8 protein-coding genes and 1 pseudogene are annotated in these 17,130 nt (G+C 39.0%); all 9 read left to right on the top strand.

Annotated features, from left to right (window positions below; genetic code table 11):
• Positions 1 to 3,233: autotransporter outer membrane beta-barrel domain-containing protein (locus tag MCO_RS08650; RefSeq protein WP_007553937.1), on the top strand; the 3,233-nt coding region annotated here is incomplete at its 5' end.
• Positions 3,234 to 3,928: 695 nt separating this feature from the next.
• Positions 3,929 to 7,090: an autotransporter outer membrane beta-barrel domain-containing protein gene (locus tag MCO_RS08645; RefSeq protein WP_007553936.1), complete on the top strand. Its 3,162-nt coding sequence runs from the start codon at positions 3,929 to 3,931 to the stop codon at positions 7,088 to 7,090.
• Between the two features lie 414 nt (positions 7,091 to 7,504).
• Positions 7,505 to 10,366: an autotransporter outer membrane beta-barrel domain-containing protein gene (locus MCO_RS08640; RefSeq protein WP_007553935.1), complete on the top strand. Its 2,862-nt coding sequence runs from the start codon at positions 7,505 to 7,507 to the stop codon at positions 10,364 to 10,366.
• Between the two features lie 793 nt (positions 10,367 to 11,159).
• Entirely contained in the window at positions 11,160 to 11,372 is a 213-nt protein-coding gene (locus MCO_RS11385) for a hypothetical protein (protein WP_245256866.1), read from the top strand.
• Between the two features lie 29 nt (positions 11,373 to 11,401).
• A complete protein-coding gene (locus MCO_RS11380; RefSeq protein ID WP_245256865.1) occupies positions 11,402 to 11,668 on the top strand; it encodes a hypothetical protein in 267 nt (88 codons plus the stop codon).
• Positions 11,669 to 11,682: 14 nt separating this feature from the next.
• Positions 11,683 to 12,963: a hypothetical protein gene (locus MCO_RS11375; protein ID WP_007553932.1), complete on the top strand. Its 1,281-nt coding sequence runs from the start codon at positions 11,683 to 11,685 to the stop codon at positions 12,961 to 12,963.
• Positions 12,948 to 13,929: pseudogene (locus MCO_RS11370) on the top strand (autotransporter outer membrane beta-barrel domain-containing protein); the annotation flags it as partial. The gene MCO_RS11375 and the pseudogene MCO_RS11370, both read left to right, overlap by 16 nt.
• A 182-nt stretch (positions 13,930 to 14,111) precedes the next feature.
• Positions 14,112 to 16,709 (top strand): autotransporter outer membrane beta-barrel domain-containing protein, encoded by a 2,598-nt coding sequence (locus MCO_RS08625; RefSeq protein ID WP_007553928.1) that lies wholly within the window; start codon positions 14,112 to 14,114, stop codon positions 16,707 to 16,709.
• Between the two features lie 166 nt (positions 16,710 to 16,875).
• The coding region (locus MCO_RS10905) for a hypothetical protein (RefSeq protein ID WP_040299123.1) at positions 16,876 to 17,130 on the top strand (255 nt) is incomplete at its 3' end.

Below are 17,130 nucleotides of genomic sequence, written 5' to 3'. Positions count from 1 at the left end.
CTTCTGGTCTTGGAGGATCTGGCGCTCCTAATAATGTAGAGAATAGTCCTTCAACTGCTGCCCTTCCTTCTTCTCTGCCATCTGCAAGTTCTCTGTCTATAGAACGTTCTGCATCTAATGATCTTGCTAGCTCTGACGGAGAGGATGAGGATGATTTAGATGATGAAGATGATGAAGAAGGTGATGTTATAACGAGTAATGATGCATCTGGTACATCTTTGAGATCTGAAGAATCTGAAGATCCTTTGTCTTCTGGTCTTGGAGGATCTGGCGCTCTTAATAATGTAGAGAATAGTCTTTCAACTGTTGCCCTTCCTTCTTCACGTGGGAATTCTGAGGTTGTGAAACCCACTACACTTGGGAGATCTGAAATTGCAGAGTCTGCTTCTGCGTTGGGTGGTTCAGGGAGAAAGGCGGAATCTGTTGTTGTGTCTGTTGAAGATGCTGGTGGAAAAGCTGTTTCTTCTCAGTGTAATGATACAGAGCGAAATGGTACGAAGGGGTTGTCTGCTCCTTATTCATGTAGCGATGGCAAATCATATACGATAAAAAATTCTACAGTAAAGGCAAGTAATAAGAATCAGCATTCTGTGCATGCAAAAAATCAAAATACAGTTATCAAGCTAGAGGGTGCTACCATTAGTGGTGCGGATTCTTCGAATGATAAAAATAATGTTGATCCTACTCAATTACAGGCTGTTAGTGCTGTGCTTGCGGAAGAGGCGGCAGAGATTGTTTTGGAACAAAAAACAACAGTGCAATCTTCTTCGATTGGGCTTGAGGCGCAAAGAGGTGGAAAGGTCAAAATGGCCGACGGAACGGTTACTGCTCACCATGTGGGTGCTTTGGCGGGATCAGGGTCATCTGTTGACTTAAGTCATACGAAAATTAATGTCGTGGGAGATTTGGCTGTAGCTGCTCTGGCTAGTGATGGTGGTAAGATAACCATGGACACAGGGACGATTTCTCTTGCCGAGGGAGTGGCAGTTCGGTCGGATTCTGGGGGAAATGTTGCATTAAAAAAAGTGAGCATTATTGCGACAAAACAAAACGCGCGATCGGGTGTTGCAGAGAAGTTTGGGCGTGCGGCTTTTCTGTTGAGTAATAATGGTTCTGTTGATTTTGCTGAGGGACATGTTACTACTGATGCCAATGCTTTGTGGATTAGGGGTTCTGATGGCGACATTAGGAAAGGCGCTTCAGACGTTCTCTCCTCTGTGAATCACGCTAATATCGAATCTTCTAGTGTTATAGTGCAAGGTGATAAATCCTATGGTATATATTTTGATGGTACTACACAAAGACCAGCAAATGGGCAGAAACAGGTTGTGAATGGGAATTCTGTTAGGAAAACAAGGAGCATTAAGCAAGGCGTCGTACCTGTACAGGAAAAAACACCTGTTGGCACATCGGGAACGGTTACATTGAAAAAAACCAATTTTGAAGTACTGAAAAGCATAGCTATTTATGGTAATAATTCTGGTGGTCGTGTTTCTTTAGAAAATGGAACAACTCTTTCGGGTGACTTGCTGTTGAAAGCTAAGAATAATTCCAATATATCGCTTTGGGTTGATAGCTCTGTTATTTCAGGTGGTGCGCGCGTTGATAAAGGTTCTTATGCTAAATTAGATTTGACCAATGGGTCAGAGTGGCTTCTGTCAAGGGCTGTGCATCAGAATTTACAAGCCCCTGATCCAAATTGCGTGGGTTCGTGTGTTTCCTTTGTAAATCTTGTCGACAGCAGAATTGAGTTTATAGCTCCAGAATCCGGAGAGGAATATCAGACACTTCGTATCGGAGAAGGAAAAGGTACTGTCTACAGTGCTTCCGGTAATTCTGTTATTTCCTTCAATGCACTTTTGAATCCTAACGCTCCAAAGGATAAACAAGTATCCGATAGGCTTTTGATCCATGGTGATGTTTCTGGAAAAACTGTGGTGAGTATTTCTGGAAGTGTAGGAGAAAACAACGGAAGTGATAAAATAGCGCATAGTGTTTCCATTATTCAGGTTTATGGAAAGGCAGAAAAAAATTCTTTCCAACTGGATGGTAATTATGTTGCGCTGGGGAATTCACCTTACAAATATACTCTTCGTTCTTATAGTCCAGAAATGACTTCGAAACCGGAACATGTTCAGCAGAAATTTAAGAAGGACGGTGGAGAATTTTGGAATTTCCGTTTAGAGAATCAGTATGTTAAGTCTGGTGGTTTTGATGCAAATGTTGTCTCTAGGGTTGGGTCCTATTCTCATACCGGGCGAGCAGTAAGATCTGTTGTTCCGCAAGTTTCGACTTATTTGACTTTACCAAATAGTGTCTTCCAAGCCGGTTTGATGGATATCAGCAATCAAAACAAGCAGTTGGAGAGGCTACGGACGACTTCCAGTGGAATGTTAGGGACTCATGAAAATCCTGCTTTATATTTGTATGGCTATGGTGGAAGTTACCGTTATGCCTCAGATTTGTCTGCACTTGAATATGGTTACGGAAGTGATGCTAGCTATAGTGGTGTAGAGGCAGGTCTCTTGCTACAAACGATTGAAAATGCTGATAGTGCCGTATCTTTTGGGGTTATGGGAACTTATGGCAAGCTTTCTCTCCAGCCTCGCGATGTTGAACAAAGCAAAAAGAGTACCTTTGATAAATGGACTGCTACGGCTTATGGTAGCTTGCAGCATGATACGGGCTTTTATGTAGATGGTCTTCTTTCTTATGGTCTGTTCAAAGGTGATGTTTTCACCCTTGCACGGGGCAAGACAGCAACATTGAAGGCTAATCCTCTCAGTGTTTCGTTGACTGGTGGTCAGACATTAGCAACGGGGTATGAAGGTTTTGTCTTTGATCCACAGATTCAGGTTGTTTACCAACATCTCCAATTTAATAAAGCCCGTGATATTGATGGTTTTGACATTGAGATGGGCAGACTTGATCAGTGGGTGGCACGTGTTGGTGGACGTTTGGGCAAGACTCTTACAGTGTCTGAAGGAGGGAAACCTGTTGCTTTCTATGGTAAGCTTTATTTTGCACATGGTTTTGGAGGAAAAAAATCGGTGCAGTTTAAAGATGCTTTCCAGTTAGGTGCTTTTGGCTCTTCGCTAGAAACGGGATTAGGTGTTAATGCGCAATTGTCTCAAAAATTTGCGCTTCACGGTGATCTGGTTTATCAGCACAAACTAACTAAGGCTGGTTTTTCTGGAATAAGTTTTTCTGGTGGAGTACGCTACCAGTTTTAGTGTAAGGTCCAGTATGTATCTTTATGGAAAGGCAGCATATTGTGCTGCCTTTTTGCTTTATAACAATTTGTGTTGCTATTAAAAGGTCCTAGCCTTTTTGATACGGAAGTCACAATATTTTTCTGTTTGTTTTCGTGTGGAAGCATCTTTTTATACTAAAACAAATTCTCTTAAAATTTTTAGAGATAATGACACAATACAGTGACTGACTTATAGGGGCTCTTTAATGATAGGGGGAGGCTGGTATTAGAGTATAATATCTTAAAGTATCCTACTTTTATGGTAATCTGGTTTATCCGTTATAATGCTAGATGCTTCTTAACGCTGGTTTTTAGAATTTGTTTTTACTGATTTAGATAACTTTTTTATGCATATCTTTGGTCAATTTTTTAAAGTTCACAATGATAGATTGTGAACTTAATTAATTGCACTCTATGCTTTTATTTTGCTTTACACTAAACGCACAATGTATTATACACTCATTAAGTGTGCTAGATGATTATTCTCTCATAAGTGGTTGTTGTACTGTGCGTAGATCTTCAGCCAAGTTTATCTGGATAATTCATTGCACGGGTCAAATGAGCAGTTGATGCATCTTTTTGGTTTCACCTTTTTCTATTGTGAGGTGTCCACCGAGGTGTTTTCGCGAATGCTTTTGTTTTCAATGAGAGGGGAATAAAAGTTTCGAGGGAACTATGATTAAAGTGTTTAAAAGTCATGTATGTTTATGTGCTTTCACAACGGCTATCTTTTCTTTGCTACAAAATGGATTAGTAGTTGGTGCAAATGCAGAAGAGTCTGGGAGAATGCCTTATAATATTCGCGTTACCCCATTGCGTACTAGTTGGCTGCCTAAGGAAAATGGTGATAAGGGTTCCGTTGTTAGTGTACCCTTTGGTGTTTTTCTTACAGATATCAGTGCCATTACGATCAATTCGGATAAAGATATCGACAGGAACGGATATAACGGAAGTGATTTTAGTGGGTTTGTTGACTATAGGGACCTTAGTAGGTTTTTAGGGAGTAACCTTAATGAGTATAATAGCTCTAAGCCTCTTGACGGAGATAGAGGAGATAACCTTAGCGGGAATAATGGATCTAAACCTCTTAGCGGGGAGAGCGGGATTAACAGAGCTTATATCAGATATTCTTATCAAAAACAAAGGCTTATTGTATATGATGGATTGAGTTATATATGCGATAACTGTGAAACGGATACAATGAGGTATCGGTATTATGAAGTTCCTCGTAATGGTGGGCGCTCTAATGCTACTGCTATAATGGTAAAGGGGATAGGTACGACAGTTATGGGGGAAAATATAACTGTTAACAGTGAGGTTTCTGATAAATCTTTTACGCGTGGTGTTTCTGTGTTTGAGAACGGAAAGATTGTTTTGAAAAATCCAATACTCAAGAATGTAGGTACAGCTTTTTATGCTGACAATGGAGTAATTGAGATAAAGAAAGGAAATATTGAGGGAAGTCATAAGGGTGTTGAGGCAATAAATAATGCATCTATTCTTTTAGAGGATACAAAAATTAAGATGAGCGGGGGGACGGTAAGTCTTTTGAGTTCTGGCCGTTCAGAAATTTCGATGGCGGGTGGATCAATTGACTTCACAGATGGTTATGGGATTTCTTCGGCATTAGGTGGGAAGGTAAATTTCGAGAAGGTTAATATTACTGGAAAGGGAAGTAAGGACAAAAATCACGCGTTTTTTTTAATGGGTGTAGGTGGTTCTATTAATTTTAAAGATGGCATTATCGATGTTACAAATACCCATGGCATATTGTCAGAAAATACAGTCCATATTTTTAATTCTATTTTGCCGCTTGAGAGCTTATTGAAAAGTGACCGTACAACTAAGGTTAATATAGAATCTTCTTCTGTTATGGTGAATGGAGATAACTCCTACGGTATATATTTTAAGGGGCAGAAGCCATCACCAGAATATAGGAATGAAGAGAATCTGGACCAAGATAAAACTCCACCCAGAACAGAGGATATTTATTTAAGAGAGACGGTATTTTCTGTTCCAGATAGTACAGCTATTTATAGTACCTACAAAACTTTTGGAGTTGTTAATTTAATGCGGGGCACTCTTTCAGGACGTTCATTATTAAGAGCTGAAAAGGGCGCTTTGGTAAAAGTTTTAGCAGATTCCTCTACTCTTGAAGGGAGTACTTCTGTTGATGATGATTCTACAGCCGAACTTTATTTGAGAAATGGTTCGACATGGATATTACAAAAGCCGCAAAAGAGAGAACAGAATGGACCTAGTTTTCCAAATAATTCATCTGTTTCATACGTCACTCTTATGAATGATAGTGCTATTAAGTTTACAAAATCAAAACCTGATCAGAGTTACATTTACCAAACACTCAATATTGGAACAGGAACGGGTGCAGTGTATGAGGTGCGAGATGGTGCACGTATTCATCTTAACACACATTTAAATGAGGGAGGAGGACTTGATAAGCAAAAAACTGATCGTCTTTTGATTCATGGTGATGTTTCTGGAAAAACGACAGTGCATGTGCATGGTGTTTCAGGGAGTCTGGGGGGACATACGGGGAGTGGTGGAAATAATCAAGGTATTTCCATTATTCAAGTTTCTGGAAAGGCAGAGAAGGATTCGTTCGAGTTGGAAGGGGGTTATGCCACGTTAGGACATACACCTTATCAGTATCAACTTTATGCTTATGGTTCAACATCTGATTTGGGAGAAGCGGATTCGGGTCAGAGATTAGTTGGAGGTAGCGGGAAATTTTGGGATTTTCGTCTAGAAAATAGATATATTGGTCCTAAACCTGAACCAGCGCCGTCTCCCAGTCCTAAACCTGCTCCGACTCCCCAACCTAGTCCAGAACCTTCTCCTGGGCCGGAAGTTAAGGCTGTTGTTCCGCAAGTTTCGACTTATCTGCTTTTGCCAAATGCTTTATTTCATGCAGGTTTGATTAATATTAGCAATCAAAATAATCGGTTAGAGGCTTTGCGAACCACTTCCAGTGGAATGTTAGAAATTCGTGAAAATCCTGCTTTTTTTGTGCGTGGTTATGGTGGTAATCACCGTTATGCATCAAATCTTTCCGCGCTTGAATATGGTTATGGAGGTGAGCTTGATTATAATTCCATAGAGGCAGGTGTTTTGTCGCAAACAGTTGAAAATGCATATGGCGCTACTTCTTTTGGCATTATCGGGTCTTATGAGAGACTTTCTTTGCAACCTTTAGATGTTGAACAAAGCCAAAAAAGCATGTTTAATAAATGGTCAGTAACAGCATATGGTGGTATGCAGTGGGATACGGGCTTTTATGCTGATAGTCTTTTATCCTATGGTTTGTTTAAGGGTGATGTTCTTACTCTTGCTCGTGGCAAGACTACAACATTAAAGGGCAATCCTCTAAGCGCTTCGTTAACTACTGGTAAAGCGTTTATAATAGGGGATAGAGGACTTATTTTTGATCCACAGATTCAAGTTGTTTATCAGCGCCTCCATTTCAATAAGTCTCGTGATATTGATAATTTTGATATTGACATGGGCAAACTTGATCAGTGGATAGCACGTGTTGGTGGACGTTTGACAAAGACTATTACTGCAACCGATGAGGCACGAGTTGTGTCTTTTTATAGCAAGCTTCATTTTGCGCATGGTTTTGGAGGAAAACAGTTTGTGCACTTTAAAGATGCTTTCCAGTTAGGTGCTCTTGGTTCTTCGCTAGAAACGGGATTAGGTTTTAATGCGCAATTGTCTCAAAAAATTGCGCTTCACGGTGATCTGGTTTATCAGCACAAACTAACTAAGGCTGGTTTTTCTGGTACCAGTTTTTCCGGTGGATTGCGCTATCAATTCTAGTTTCGTTATGTTTTTGGGTAATTTTTCAAAAGCCACAAGCATCGCTTGTGGCTTTTTCATTTTCTTCAAAAGTTTTTATTGCCTAATATTTTTGAAGAAAGATGTCTTGTGCATTTTGAATGCACTTTTCAGTTGGATTTTTTTAGTTTTTTTGAAGTTTTTCTTCTTGAAAAATGAGAGCGGATTTTTGTGCTCAATAATTTCCAAATTTCTTATTTCACATCGTTTTACTTGTATTTTTTGTGAACATTACAATTTTAAATTGCAACATTTTTTTGTTTTTACATTTACAAAAAAAACACAAAAACACTATTTTCTTGTTTAATATGTTGCAAAATGCATTAAATGTGTTACTTGTGGTCAAAATATTTTGGCAGAGTATTTTTTTATGAGAGGGTAAGAAACGGTGGAACTATGAACAAGGTATTTAAAGGACATCTTTCATTATGTGCTTTCACAACAGCTATCCTATTTTTTTTACCCAATGCAGGTGCTGAGGTAGAAACTCGCGCTGCTGAAGCTAAGGCTGTTGTTAGTGGTAAGGCGCAAAATGATAGAGAACAATTTTCATGCAATGAAAATGCCTCATTTTATCGGTGCAATGATGATAAACAGCATTCCATTCACGGTAAAATTTATCAAAAAACTGATAAAGATAATGTTGAAGGAGCGATTATAGAAGCATCTGGGTACAAGACAAAGATTACAGGGTGGAATATAACTATTAAGGAAGATTCAAATAGTGGTAGTTCGAATAAAAGCTCTTGGAAAGGTGTAGTAGCCCGTAATTTTGCAGACGTTTCTATAGAAAATGCAAAGATTGACTTTACAAATGCTGTAGGAGTTCAAGCAATTAATGCGGGATCTGTTTATTTAACGGCGGGTTCCATTACCCAAACGGGTGGTCAGGTGATGAATGTAAATGATAGTGAGAACTCGGCTTTTCAGTTGTCCAAGTTTTCTGGCCATATCCGTTTTAATGGAGGTAAGGTCGACGTTTTTAATGCTCATGGCATTTCATTTCCAGGAGTTGTTGGTACCATTAATATATTCGATTCCACTGTTGTAGTGAAGGGTAATACATCTTATGGCATCTATCTTTTTGATGGGAAAGAGCACTATAATAATGAGGATTTAGAGAGCTATAAGAGATTAGGAGAGGGGGCCGAGAAAAAAAGTGCTTATGTTTGGGGGGATGCTGGTTTATATGAAGCTCTACTGCCGAGGGAAGGCGTATTAAAGCGTGGGGGTGTTGTTTTACGTGGTACCAGTTTTACGGTTCCAAATAGTGCGGCTATTTATAGCAAAAAATCTGGGGGGCGTGTTGTATTACAAAAGTCTACACTTTCTGGAGATTTATTGCTGAAGGGTGAGGATAATTCTTTTGTGAAGTTTGTAGCTGAAGAGAGTTCTACACTTATAGGGGGGGCTCATATTGATGAAAGCTCTGATGCTCTATTTCGGCTGAAGGATGGATCAAAATGGACCTTAACGCGACCGAAAAATGAAAGCTTGCAAAGTTCTAGCTCTAAGGGTGCTTCATCGGTTTCATTAGTGCATCTTATCGATAGTTCTATTCTTTTTGAAAAACCAGACTCCAGTGAGGCTGGTAATTATCAAACACTCCACATTGGAAGGGGGACAGGGGTAGTTTATAAAGCGCAGGGTGATGCACATCTTTATCTCAATACGTATTTAAATGAGGGTGGTTCTAAAGAAAAACAACGGACAGATCGTCTTTTAGTTCATGGTGATGTTGAGGGAACAACGACAGTACATGTGCAAGGCGTTTCTGGAAGCTCAGGGGGCTCTACTGGAAATGGAAATAATCAAGGAATTTCGATTATCCAAGTTTCTGGGACAGCAGGGAAGGATTCTTTTAAGCTGAATGGCGGTTATGTTACGTTGAACAATTCACCTTATCAGTATATACTCCGTGCTTATGGTCCAAGATCTGATTTAGGAGAAGCAAGTTCTTCTCAAAGATTAGTTGAAGGGAATGAAGCATTTTGGGATTTTCGTTTGGAAAGCCAAAAAGTCGAGCCTCGTGTTTCTGGATATAATACTGCTGAGAAAGCTGGTGTTGATACGAGTGAAGCTGAAGTAAATAATGTGCCCGTTCCAAGTCAAACTTTAGAAACAGCAAGTGAAAATACTGCTCGTAGCGAGACAGTAAACAATGTTTATGCTGAAACAGTGTCTAATGTAAAAAATGATGAAGATAATTTAGAGGATTATGTTAAGTCTGGTGGTTTTGATGCAAATGTTGTCTCTAGGGTTGGGTCCTATTCTCATACCGAGCGAGCAGTAAGATCTGTTGTTCCGCAAGTTCCGACTTATTTGACTTTACCAAATAGTGTCTTCCAAGCCGGTTTGATGGATATCAGCAATCAAAACAAGCAGTTGGAGAGGCTACGGACGACTTCCAGTGGAATGTTAGGGACTCATGAAAATCCTGCTTTATATTTGTATGGCTATGGTGGAAGTTACCGTTATGCCTCAGATTTGTCTGCACTTGAATATGGTTACGGAAGTGATGCTAGCTATAGTGGTGTAGAGGCAGGTCTCTTGCTACAAACGATTGAAAATGCTGATAGTGCCATATCTTTTGGGGTTATGGGAACTTATGGCAAACTTTCTCTCCAGCCTCGCGATGTTGAACAAAGCAAAAAGAGTACCTTTGATAAATGGACTGCTACGGCCTATGGTAGCTTGCAGCATGATACGGGCTTTTATGTAGATGGTCTTCTTTCTTATGGTCTGTTCAAAGGTGATGTTTTCACCCTTGCACGGGGCAAGACAGCAACATTGAAGGCTAATCCTCTCAGTGTTTCGTTGATTGGTGGTCAGACATTAGCAACGGGGTATGAAGGTTTTGTCTTTGATCCACAGGTTCAGGTTGTTTATCAACATCTCCAATTTAATAAAGCCCGTGATATTGATGGTTTTGACATTGAGATGGGCAAACTTGATCAGTGGGTGGCACGTGTTGGTGGACGTTTGAGCAAGACTCTTACAGTGTCTGAAGGAGGGAAACCTGTTTCTTTCTATGGTAAGCTTTATTTTGCGCATGGTTTTGGAGAGAAAAAATCTGTGAACTTTAAAGATGCTTTCCAGTTAGGTGCTTTTGGCTCTTCTTTGGAAGCTGGATTAGGTTTTAATGCGCAATTGTCTCAAAAATTTGCGCTTCACGGTGATCTGGCTTATCAGCACAAACTGACTAAGGCTGGTTTTTCTGGAATAAGTTTTTCTGGTGGAGTACGCTACCAGTTTTAGTGTAATCACGTTTTAGGTCAGTTCTTTAAAAAGCCACAAGTTATACTTGTGGCTTTTTGCTATTTGTGAGTTATTTTGCAAGCAATTTTGAAAACAAGCCCCTTACATGTCTTAAAAATGCTAAAATGTTTTCTTGTTGGGTTTCTTAGTGCTTTTTATGGTAATTTTTCCGATCAGTGTACATTTGTAAATTGTATTTTTACGTATTTTTTGTGAACATTACAATTTTAGATTGTGATATTTTTTATTTTCGCTTTACATAAGACACAAAATGGATTAATAAAATACATAACGTGTTTTATGCGTTGTGTGCAATTAAAGTAATTAAGCAGGACGCTTATTTTTGTTTGTTAGAGGAAGGGGAAGAAAGTTTGTAGTAAAATTATGACCACAATATATAAAAATCATCTCTCTTTATGTGTTTTTACAACGATTTTTTTTTTGTGCACGATGTTAATGACAGTAAGTCATCTTCTAAGAAGGCTCAGTTTTCATGTAGTGACAGTGAGCCATTTTATCGGTGTAATGATGGTAAAATGCATGAAATCTCCAAAAAAATTATCAACTCACTGGTGAAAGCCATGAGGTAGCCATAGAGGCATGGGGGGAAGATACTGTCATTGAGGCAGACGGTATAATCATTAACGGCGTTTCGGATGCAAATGGTTATTCAGGAAAAAGCTCTTGGACAACAGGTGTAAAAGCATCAACGGGGGGAGGTGTTGCTCTGTTCAATTCCATTTTAAATAATGTGTCAGTAGGTGCTGATGTTGATGAGGGAGGAGCTTTTGAAATGCAAGATGGAGTGATTAACGCAACCAGAATGGGTATCAGCGTAGCTAGTGAGAAATCTTTTATTTTTTTAAGGAATGCAGAAATTAAAACAACAGCTGGTGCGATAAGTCTTTTTAGCCAAGGCAGTGCAAAAATTGAGATGAAAGCAGGAAAGATTGATTTTACAAATGGTATCGGAGTTCAAACAGCAGGAGGCGGTAAGTTATTTTAGATGGTGTTTCTATTACCGGAGGAGGAAGTTTGGTGACGAATACAGGTCGCTATAGTGAAGATTCTGCTCTTAATATGCTTCAAGGTGGTGGTTTTATTACTTTTCAGAAAGGGAGCATTAATGTTATTAATACTCATGGTCTTTCATTACAGGGGAATGATAATAATATTGCTCATATCAAAAACTCCACAGTTATGGTAAGGAATCCAGCATTTAATGGGATGCGTTTTTTTTGGGGGAAGCTGTATTTAATGGAGAAAAAACAATCCTACCCGGACAAGGGGCTATCCATTTAACAAAGACGTCTTTTATGGTTCCAGAAAGTGCTGCTATTTATAGTCGTCAATTTGAGAGTTCTATTAAACTCTCACGAGATTCAACAGTTTTTGGTGATTTATTGCTGAAGGCTGAGGAAAATTCCACTGTAAAAATTACAGTTGATGCTTCCACTCTTATAGGGGGAACGTATGTTGATAAAAATTCTACTGCCACGCTACAATTAAAAAATGATTCAAAATGGATTTTATCGAGACCAAAATACAAAAAATTGCAAAATGTTGCTTCTTCTGGTTCTCAATTAGGTGATTATTCATCTGTTTCATCGCTAGATTTTGCTGATAGTTCTCTTTTTTTTAAAGAACTAAAAACAGGTGATGCTTACAAAACACTTCTCGTTGGAAAAGGATCAGGTGTGGTTTATAAGGCGCAAGGTAATGCGCATCTTTATCTCAATACATATCTAGATAAAGGGGGGACTCTTCAAGAGCAAAAAACGGATCGGCTTTTAATTCATGGCGATGTTTTGGGAACAACAACAGTACGTGTGCAAGGCGCCTTGGGGAGTAGAGGAGACTATACGGGGGAGCGCGGAAATAGCAAGGGGATTTCCATTATTCAAGTTTATGGAACTGCGAATAAAGATTCTTTTCAGTTAAACGGTGGTTATGTTACACTGCAAGGTTCACCTTATCAGTATAGCCTCCATGCTTATGGTCCAAGTTCTTCTTTAGGGAGGGCCGACTCATCTCAAAGAGTGCTTAAGGGCGAAGAAGAATTTTGGGATTTCCGCTTAGAGAGTGAGATGATTCAGTCTACTTCTTCTGATCCCACGGATTTATTTGTTATTAATTATTTCCCTATGTTTGGTCGGATTCTTCCTAACAATACTCCCTCTTCTTTTCCGGATCTACTTTCTGATGTTGTAGAAGATGAGGATGCTTTTCATAAAATTGGGAAAAGTCCTGAAGACCCAAGCCCTTCACTTTTTCTTCCTGCTGCACCAAGTTTTCCGATTGTTACACCCGTTGGAGCTTTTGTCAATGAATCGAAGGTTTTGAGTCGCCCGTCTGCTTCTCGTTCTATTTCTGTTGCATCTGGTGCTACTTTTCCCACATCCGTTAGACCTGTTGACGTTGATACTCTGAAGAAACATCCTTTAGTTCTTTCTAACGTGTCGGATGATAAATTTGCTCTTGCATCTGTTCTTGTCACGCCCGAGGGGGACTCTGATGTCTCCGAACGAGATCGTGTTTCTGTTTACCTAAGGTTGTTCTTGCTTCTGAACCTTTCTCCCATTTTAAGCGAAATGTGAAAGCTGTTGTCCCACAAGTTTCAACTTATCTCCTTTTGCCAAATAGCTTATTCCATGCTGGTTTGATGGATATCAATAATCAAAATAAGCAGTTGGAAACACTGCGGATTATTTCTCGTCGATCGTTGAAAGTTGATAAAAATTCTGCTTTGTTTGTGCGTGGTTATGGCAGCAATCATCGTTATGTTTCAAACTTATCCGCACTTGAATATGGTTATGAAGGCGAGCTTGATTACAATGCTATAGAAGCTGGAACTTTGCTGACAAATATCGAGAGTGCATACAGTACTACATCTTTTGGAGTTATGGGGACGTACGGAAAAGTCTCTTTACAGCCTTTGAATGTTGAACAATGCCAAGAAAGTACATTTGATAAATGGACGGTGACAGCATATGGCAGCATGCAGCATGACGCAGGCTTTTATATGGATGGTCTGTTATCTTATGGTCTATTTAATGGGGATGTTCTTACCTTTGCACGAGGCAAGACGGCAACATTAAGGGGTAAAACCTCTGAGTGTTTCGTTAACGGCTGGTAAAGCGTTTATGATGAGGTGTAAAAATTTTGTTTTGGAACCCCAGTTACAGTTTGTTTATCAACATCTTCGGTTTAATAAGACACATGATGTTGACGGCTTTAATATTGAAATGAGAAACCCAGATTATTGGATGATGCGTATTGGGGGACGTTTAATCAAGGAACTGGCTGTGATTAAAGAAGCGCATGTTGTTTCTTTCTATGGAAAACTTCATTTTGTTCGTGATTTTAGTGATAAACAACGTGTGCATTTGGGAGATACTTTCTTGTTGGGCGCTTTTGGTTCTTTTCTAGAAGCCGGATTTGGCGTTTATGCGCAACTGTCTCCAAAGGTTACATTTCATAGTGATTTAATTTACCAACATAAATTTACCAAAGCTGGTTTTTTGGGAACGCGTTTTTCTGGCGGATTAAGCTATCATTTTTAATTTTCTTCTTTCTTTTCTGTAAAAATTACAAGTATAGATTGCGTCCTTATTGTGTTGCTTCTTTGACTTTTGCTTTACATATAACTCAAAGTGAATTATAGAAATAAAACATAATGTATTTATTGGTAGATATATCTCTTCAGCTTTCAATGCGATTGAGAAAAGAAAGTTTATAGTAAATTATGATTAAAATCTTAAAACACAATGTGTGTTCATTTACCCTTATAACGTCTGTTTTTTTCTTTATACCCTATATAAATGCTTATGCGCAAAGTTCTAAGCTTTTGGGTAATTCCCTTTTAAAGTTGTATCCATGTGATGCGCTTGGGAAGGTTAGGGGTAATGATGAATCTCACACATATACCGCTGATATTGGTTTTTCTGGTGTTATGGCCATAAGAAAGTTTGATGAATTAGCCATTAAAGTAGGAGAGACTGAGGGGCTAGGATTTAAAGGGACTTTACAATTTAAAGAATCTAAAACGATTACATCAGAAGTGGTTGCGCAGCAAAATGAGAGGATCATTCTGGATAATATTTCCGTTACTGGACGTGGCAAAAAAGTAGGTGTCCGTAATAATGGTACGCATCAGGCAGTTTTTGGTGTGGAGCAAGGCGGTTCTCTTTTTGTTAGGGATGGTAAGGTTGATATTACCGATGTTTATGGCTTAGTAGGTGAAAGTGCGCAAGCAGTTTTTTCTCATGATGGTTCTTTACAAAATATGTCTAATGTTGTGTTTGAAAGCTCAGATATTACGATTAAAGGGCGAGAATCCTTTGGATTACATTTTCAGGGAAATTCCTCCGAAGAGAGCCGTATGGAAGGAGAGCTGTTAGTTGGATTAGGAGAGATTCAGTTCAAAAATACTACCTTTAAAGTTCCTGATGGTACGGCTGTTTATATTGATGATGCTGGAAGATTTCCTTATATCACGGTATCGGAGGGTTCACGTATTTTTGCTAATCGGTTATTAGCAGTTAAGAATAACTCGTATGTGGCCATTGAGGCTGATGCTTCTTTTCTTGCAGGGAGAGCGCATGTTGATAAAAGCTCTTATGCTGAAATTGAGTTGTCTAATAAATCGCAATGGACTTTGTCACCAGGGAAAAATAGCAAATGGCCTGTTTCATCTGTTTCGTTTATGAGGATCATTGATAGTTCCATTTTTTTTAGGAAACCAGTAGGCGGTCAGTATCAGACTCTTCGCGTTGGAAAATTGGATGATGATAATGGTTTAGATTATGCTTATGTTGCGAGTGGTGCGCGCCTTCTTGTAAATGCATCTCTTGCTACAGATGGTCAAAATAAAGGAATAAAGGCTGATAAACTTTTAATCTATGGGAACGTGTATGGAAAAACCAAAGTGCATGTCATGGAAGTGTCAGCAAATTCAGGAAAAAGAGAAAGTCTTAACATAAACGAGCAAAGAGATGCGCATAGTGTTTCAATTGTTCAGGTTTATGGAGAGGCAGAGGAAGATTCTTTTAAATTGGCGACTAATTACGTAGCTCTAAGAGGGGCACCTTATCGGTATAGTCTTCGTGCTTATGGTCCAAGTTCTTCTCTTGGGAAAGCGAAAGATGAGAATAGGTTGGTTAAACCAAATTCGGGTGAGAGTAATGGAGATTTTTGGGATTTTCGTCTTGAAGCTGAGTATATACCGAATTCTTTTCGTTATTATCAGTCGAAAACATCTCTGTTGAAAAAGGCTGTATCTCGTTCGCGTGTATCACGTTCCATCGGATCTAGAGCTGTCCGTGATTATGTTGTAGCCGATTCTACAGATTCTGTTTTTTATCCTGAATGGGAAATTCAGGCGGTTGTACCACAAGTTCCAACCTATCTGCTCTTGCCAAATGCTTTGTTTCGTGCTGGCTTGATGGATATTAGCAATCAAAACAAGCAGTTGGAAGCACTACGTATTGCTTCGGGAGATTTTTTAGAAAGTGGCAGAAATTCTGCCTTTTTTATGCGAGGGTACGGCGGGAGCCATCATTATGGCGCAGATCTTTCTGCTCTTAAATATGGCTATAGAGGCAATCTTGACTATAATGCTGTAGAGGCGGGTGTTTCGCTCAAAGCAATTGAGAGCGCACATCGTACTACAGCCTTTGGAATTATAGGAACATATGGAAAAATTGCTTTACAACCTCAGGATGTTGTAGAGAGCAAAAAAAGTTCGTTTGATAAATGGTCTGTTGCAGCGTATGCCAGCATGCAGCACGATGAGGGTTCTTATCTAGATAGTCTTCTTTCTTATGGTTTGTTTAAGGGTGATGTTCTTACCCTTGCGAGGGGAAAGACGGCAACATTAAAAGGAAATCCTCTAAGCGCTTCATTGATTTTTGGTAAAGCGTTTATGGCAGGGTATAAAGGTCTTGTTTTTGAACCACAGATTCAGGTTATTTATCAAAATCTGCAATTTGATAAAACGTCTGATATCGATGGTTTTGATATTAAGATGGGGGGACTTGATCAGTGGGTGATGCGTGTTGGGGGACGTATGACTAAAACTCTTACGGCATCTCAAATGGGGCACGTTGTTTCTTTCAATGGGAAGCTTCATTTTGCTCATAATTTTGGAAGAAAACAATTTGTATATTTGGGAGATAAATTCCAATTGGGTGCTTTTGGCTCTTCTCTAGAAATTGGGGGGGGATTTAATGCTCAATTATCTTCAAAATTTGCCTTGCATGGAGACGTGACTTATCAGCATAAGCTTACCAAAGCTGGTTTCTCAGGAGTGAGTTTTTCTGGTGGTTTACGCTACCGTTTTTAGATATCCGTGAAATATAAGATAGGTTTTACAAAAATATAGAGTGTTATATAAAGTATAAAATGAATATTTAAGTTTTATACTTCTGATTCTTCAAATATGTAATTTAGCGTTATTTCAGATGTTGTGTGTTCTTAACAAAGGGTGGGGAAGAATTTGTGGTAGAATTATGATTCATGTAGTTAAAGGTTATAGGACTTTATTTATTTTTATAGCTGCTGCGGTTTTTTCTTTGCCAATCGTTAATATTAATGCGAATTCTAGAAATTCTTGTAATGACGAGGCGGGATTTTATAGATGCAGTGATGGTGAGAAACACACAATTAAAGATAAAACTTATAACTTAAAAAGTTTTCAGGGAGATTCCTCTCTTTCTGCTCCCATTGCAGCTATATATGTAGAAAAAAAGGGTACGGTTGTTGAG

This window comes from Bartonella sp. DB5-6, assembly GCF_000278115.1.
Taxonomy (GTDB): domain Bacteria; phylum Pseudomonadota; class Alphaproteobacteria; order Rhizobiales; family Rhizobiaceae; genus Bartonella; species Bartonella refiksaydamii.
Note: the sequence above shows the minus strand (reverse complement) of the source record. Positions and strands in the feature narration are given on the sequence as shown.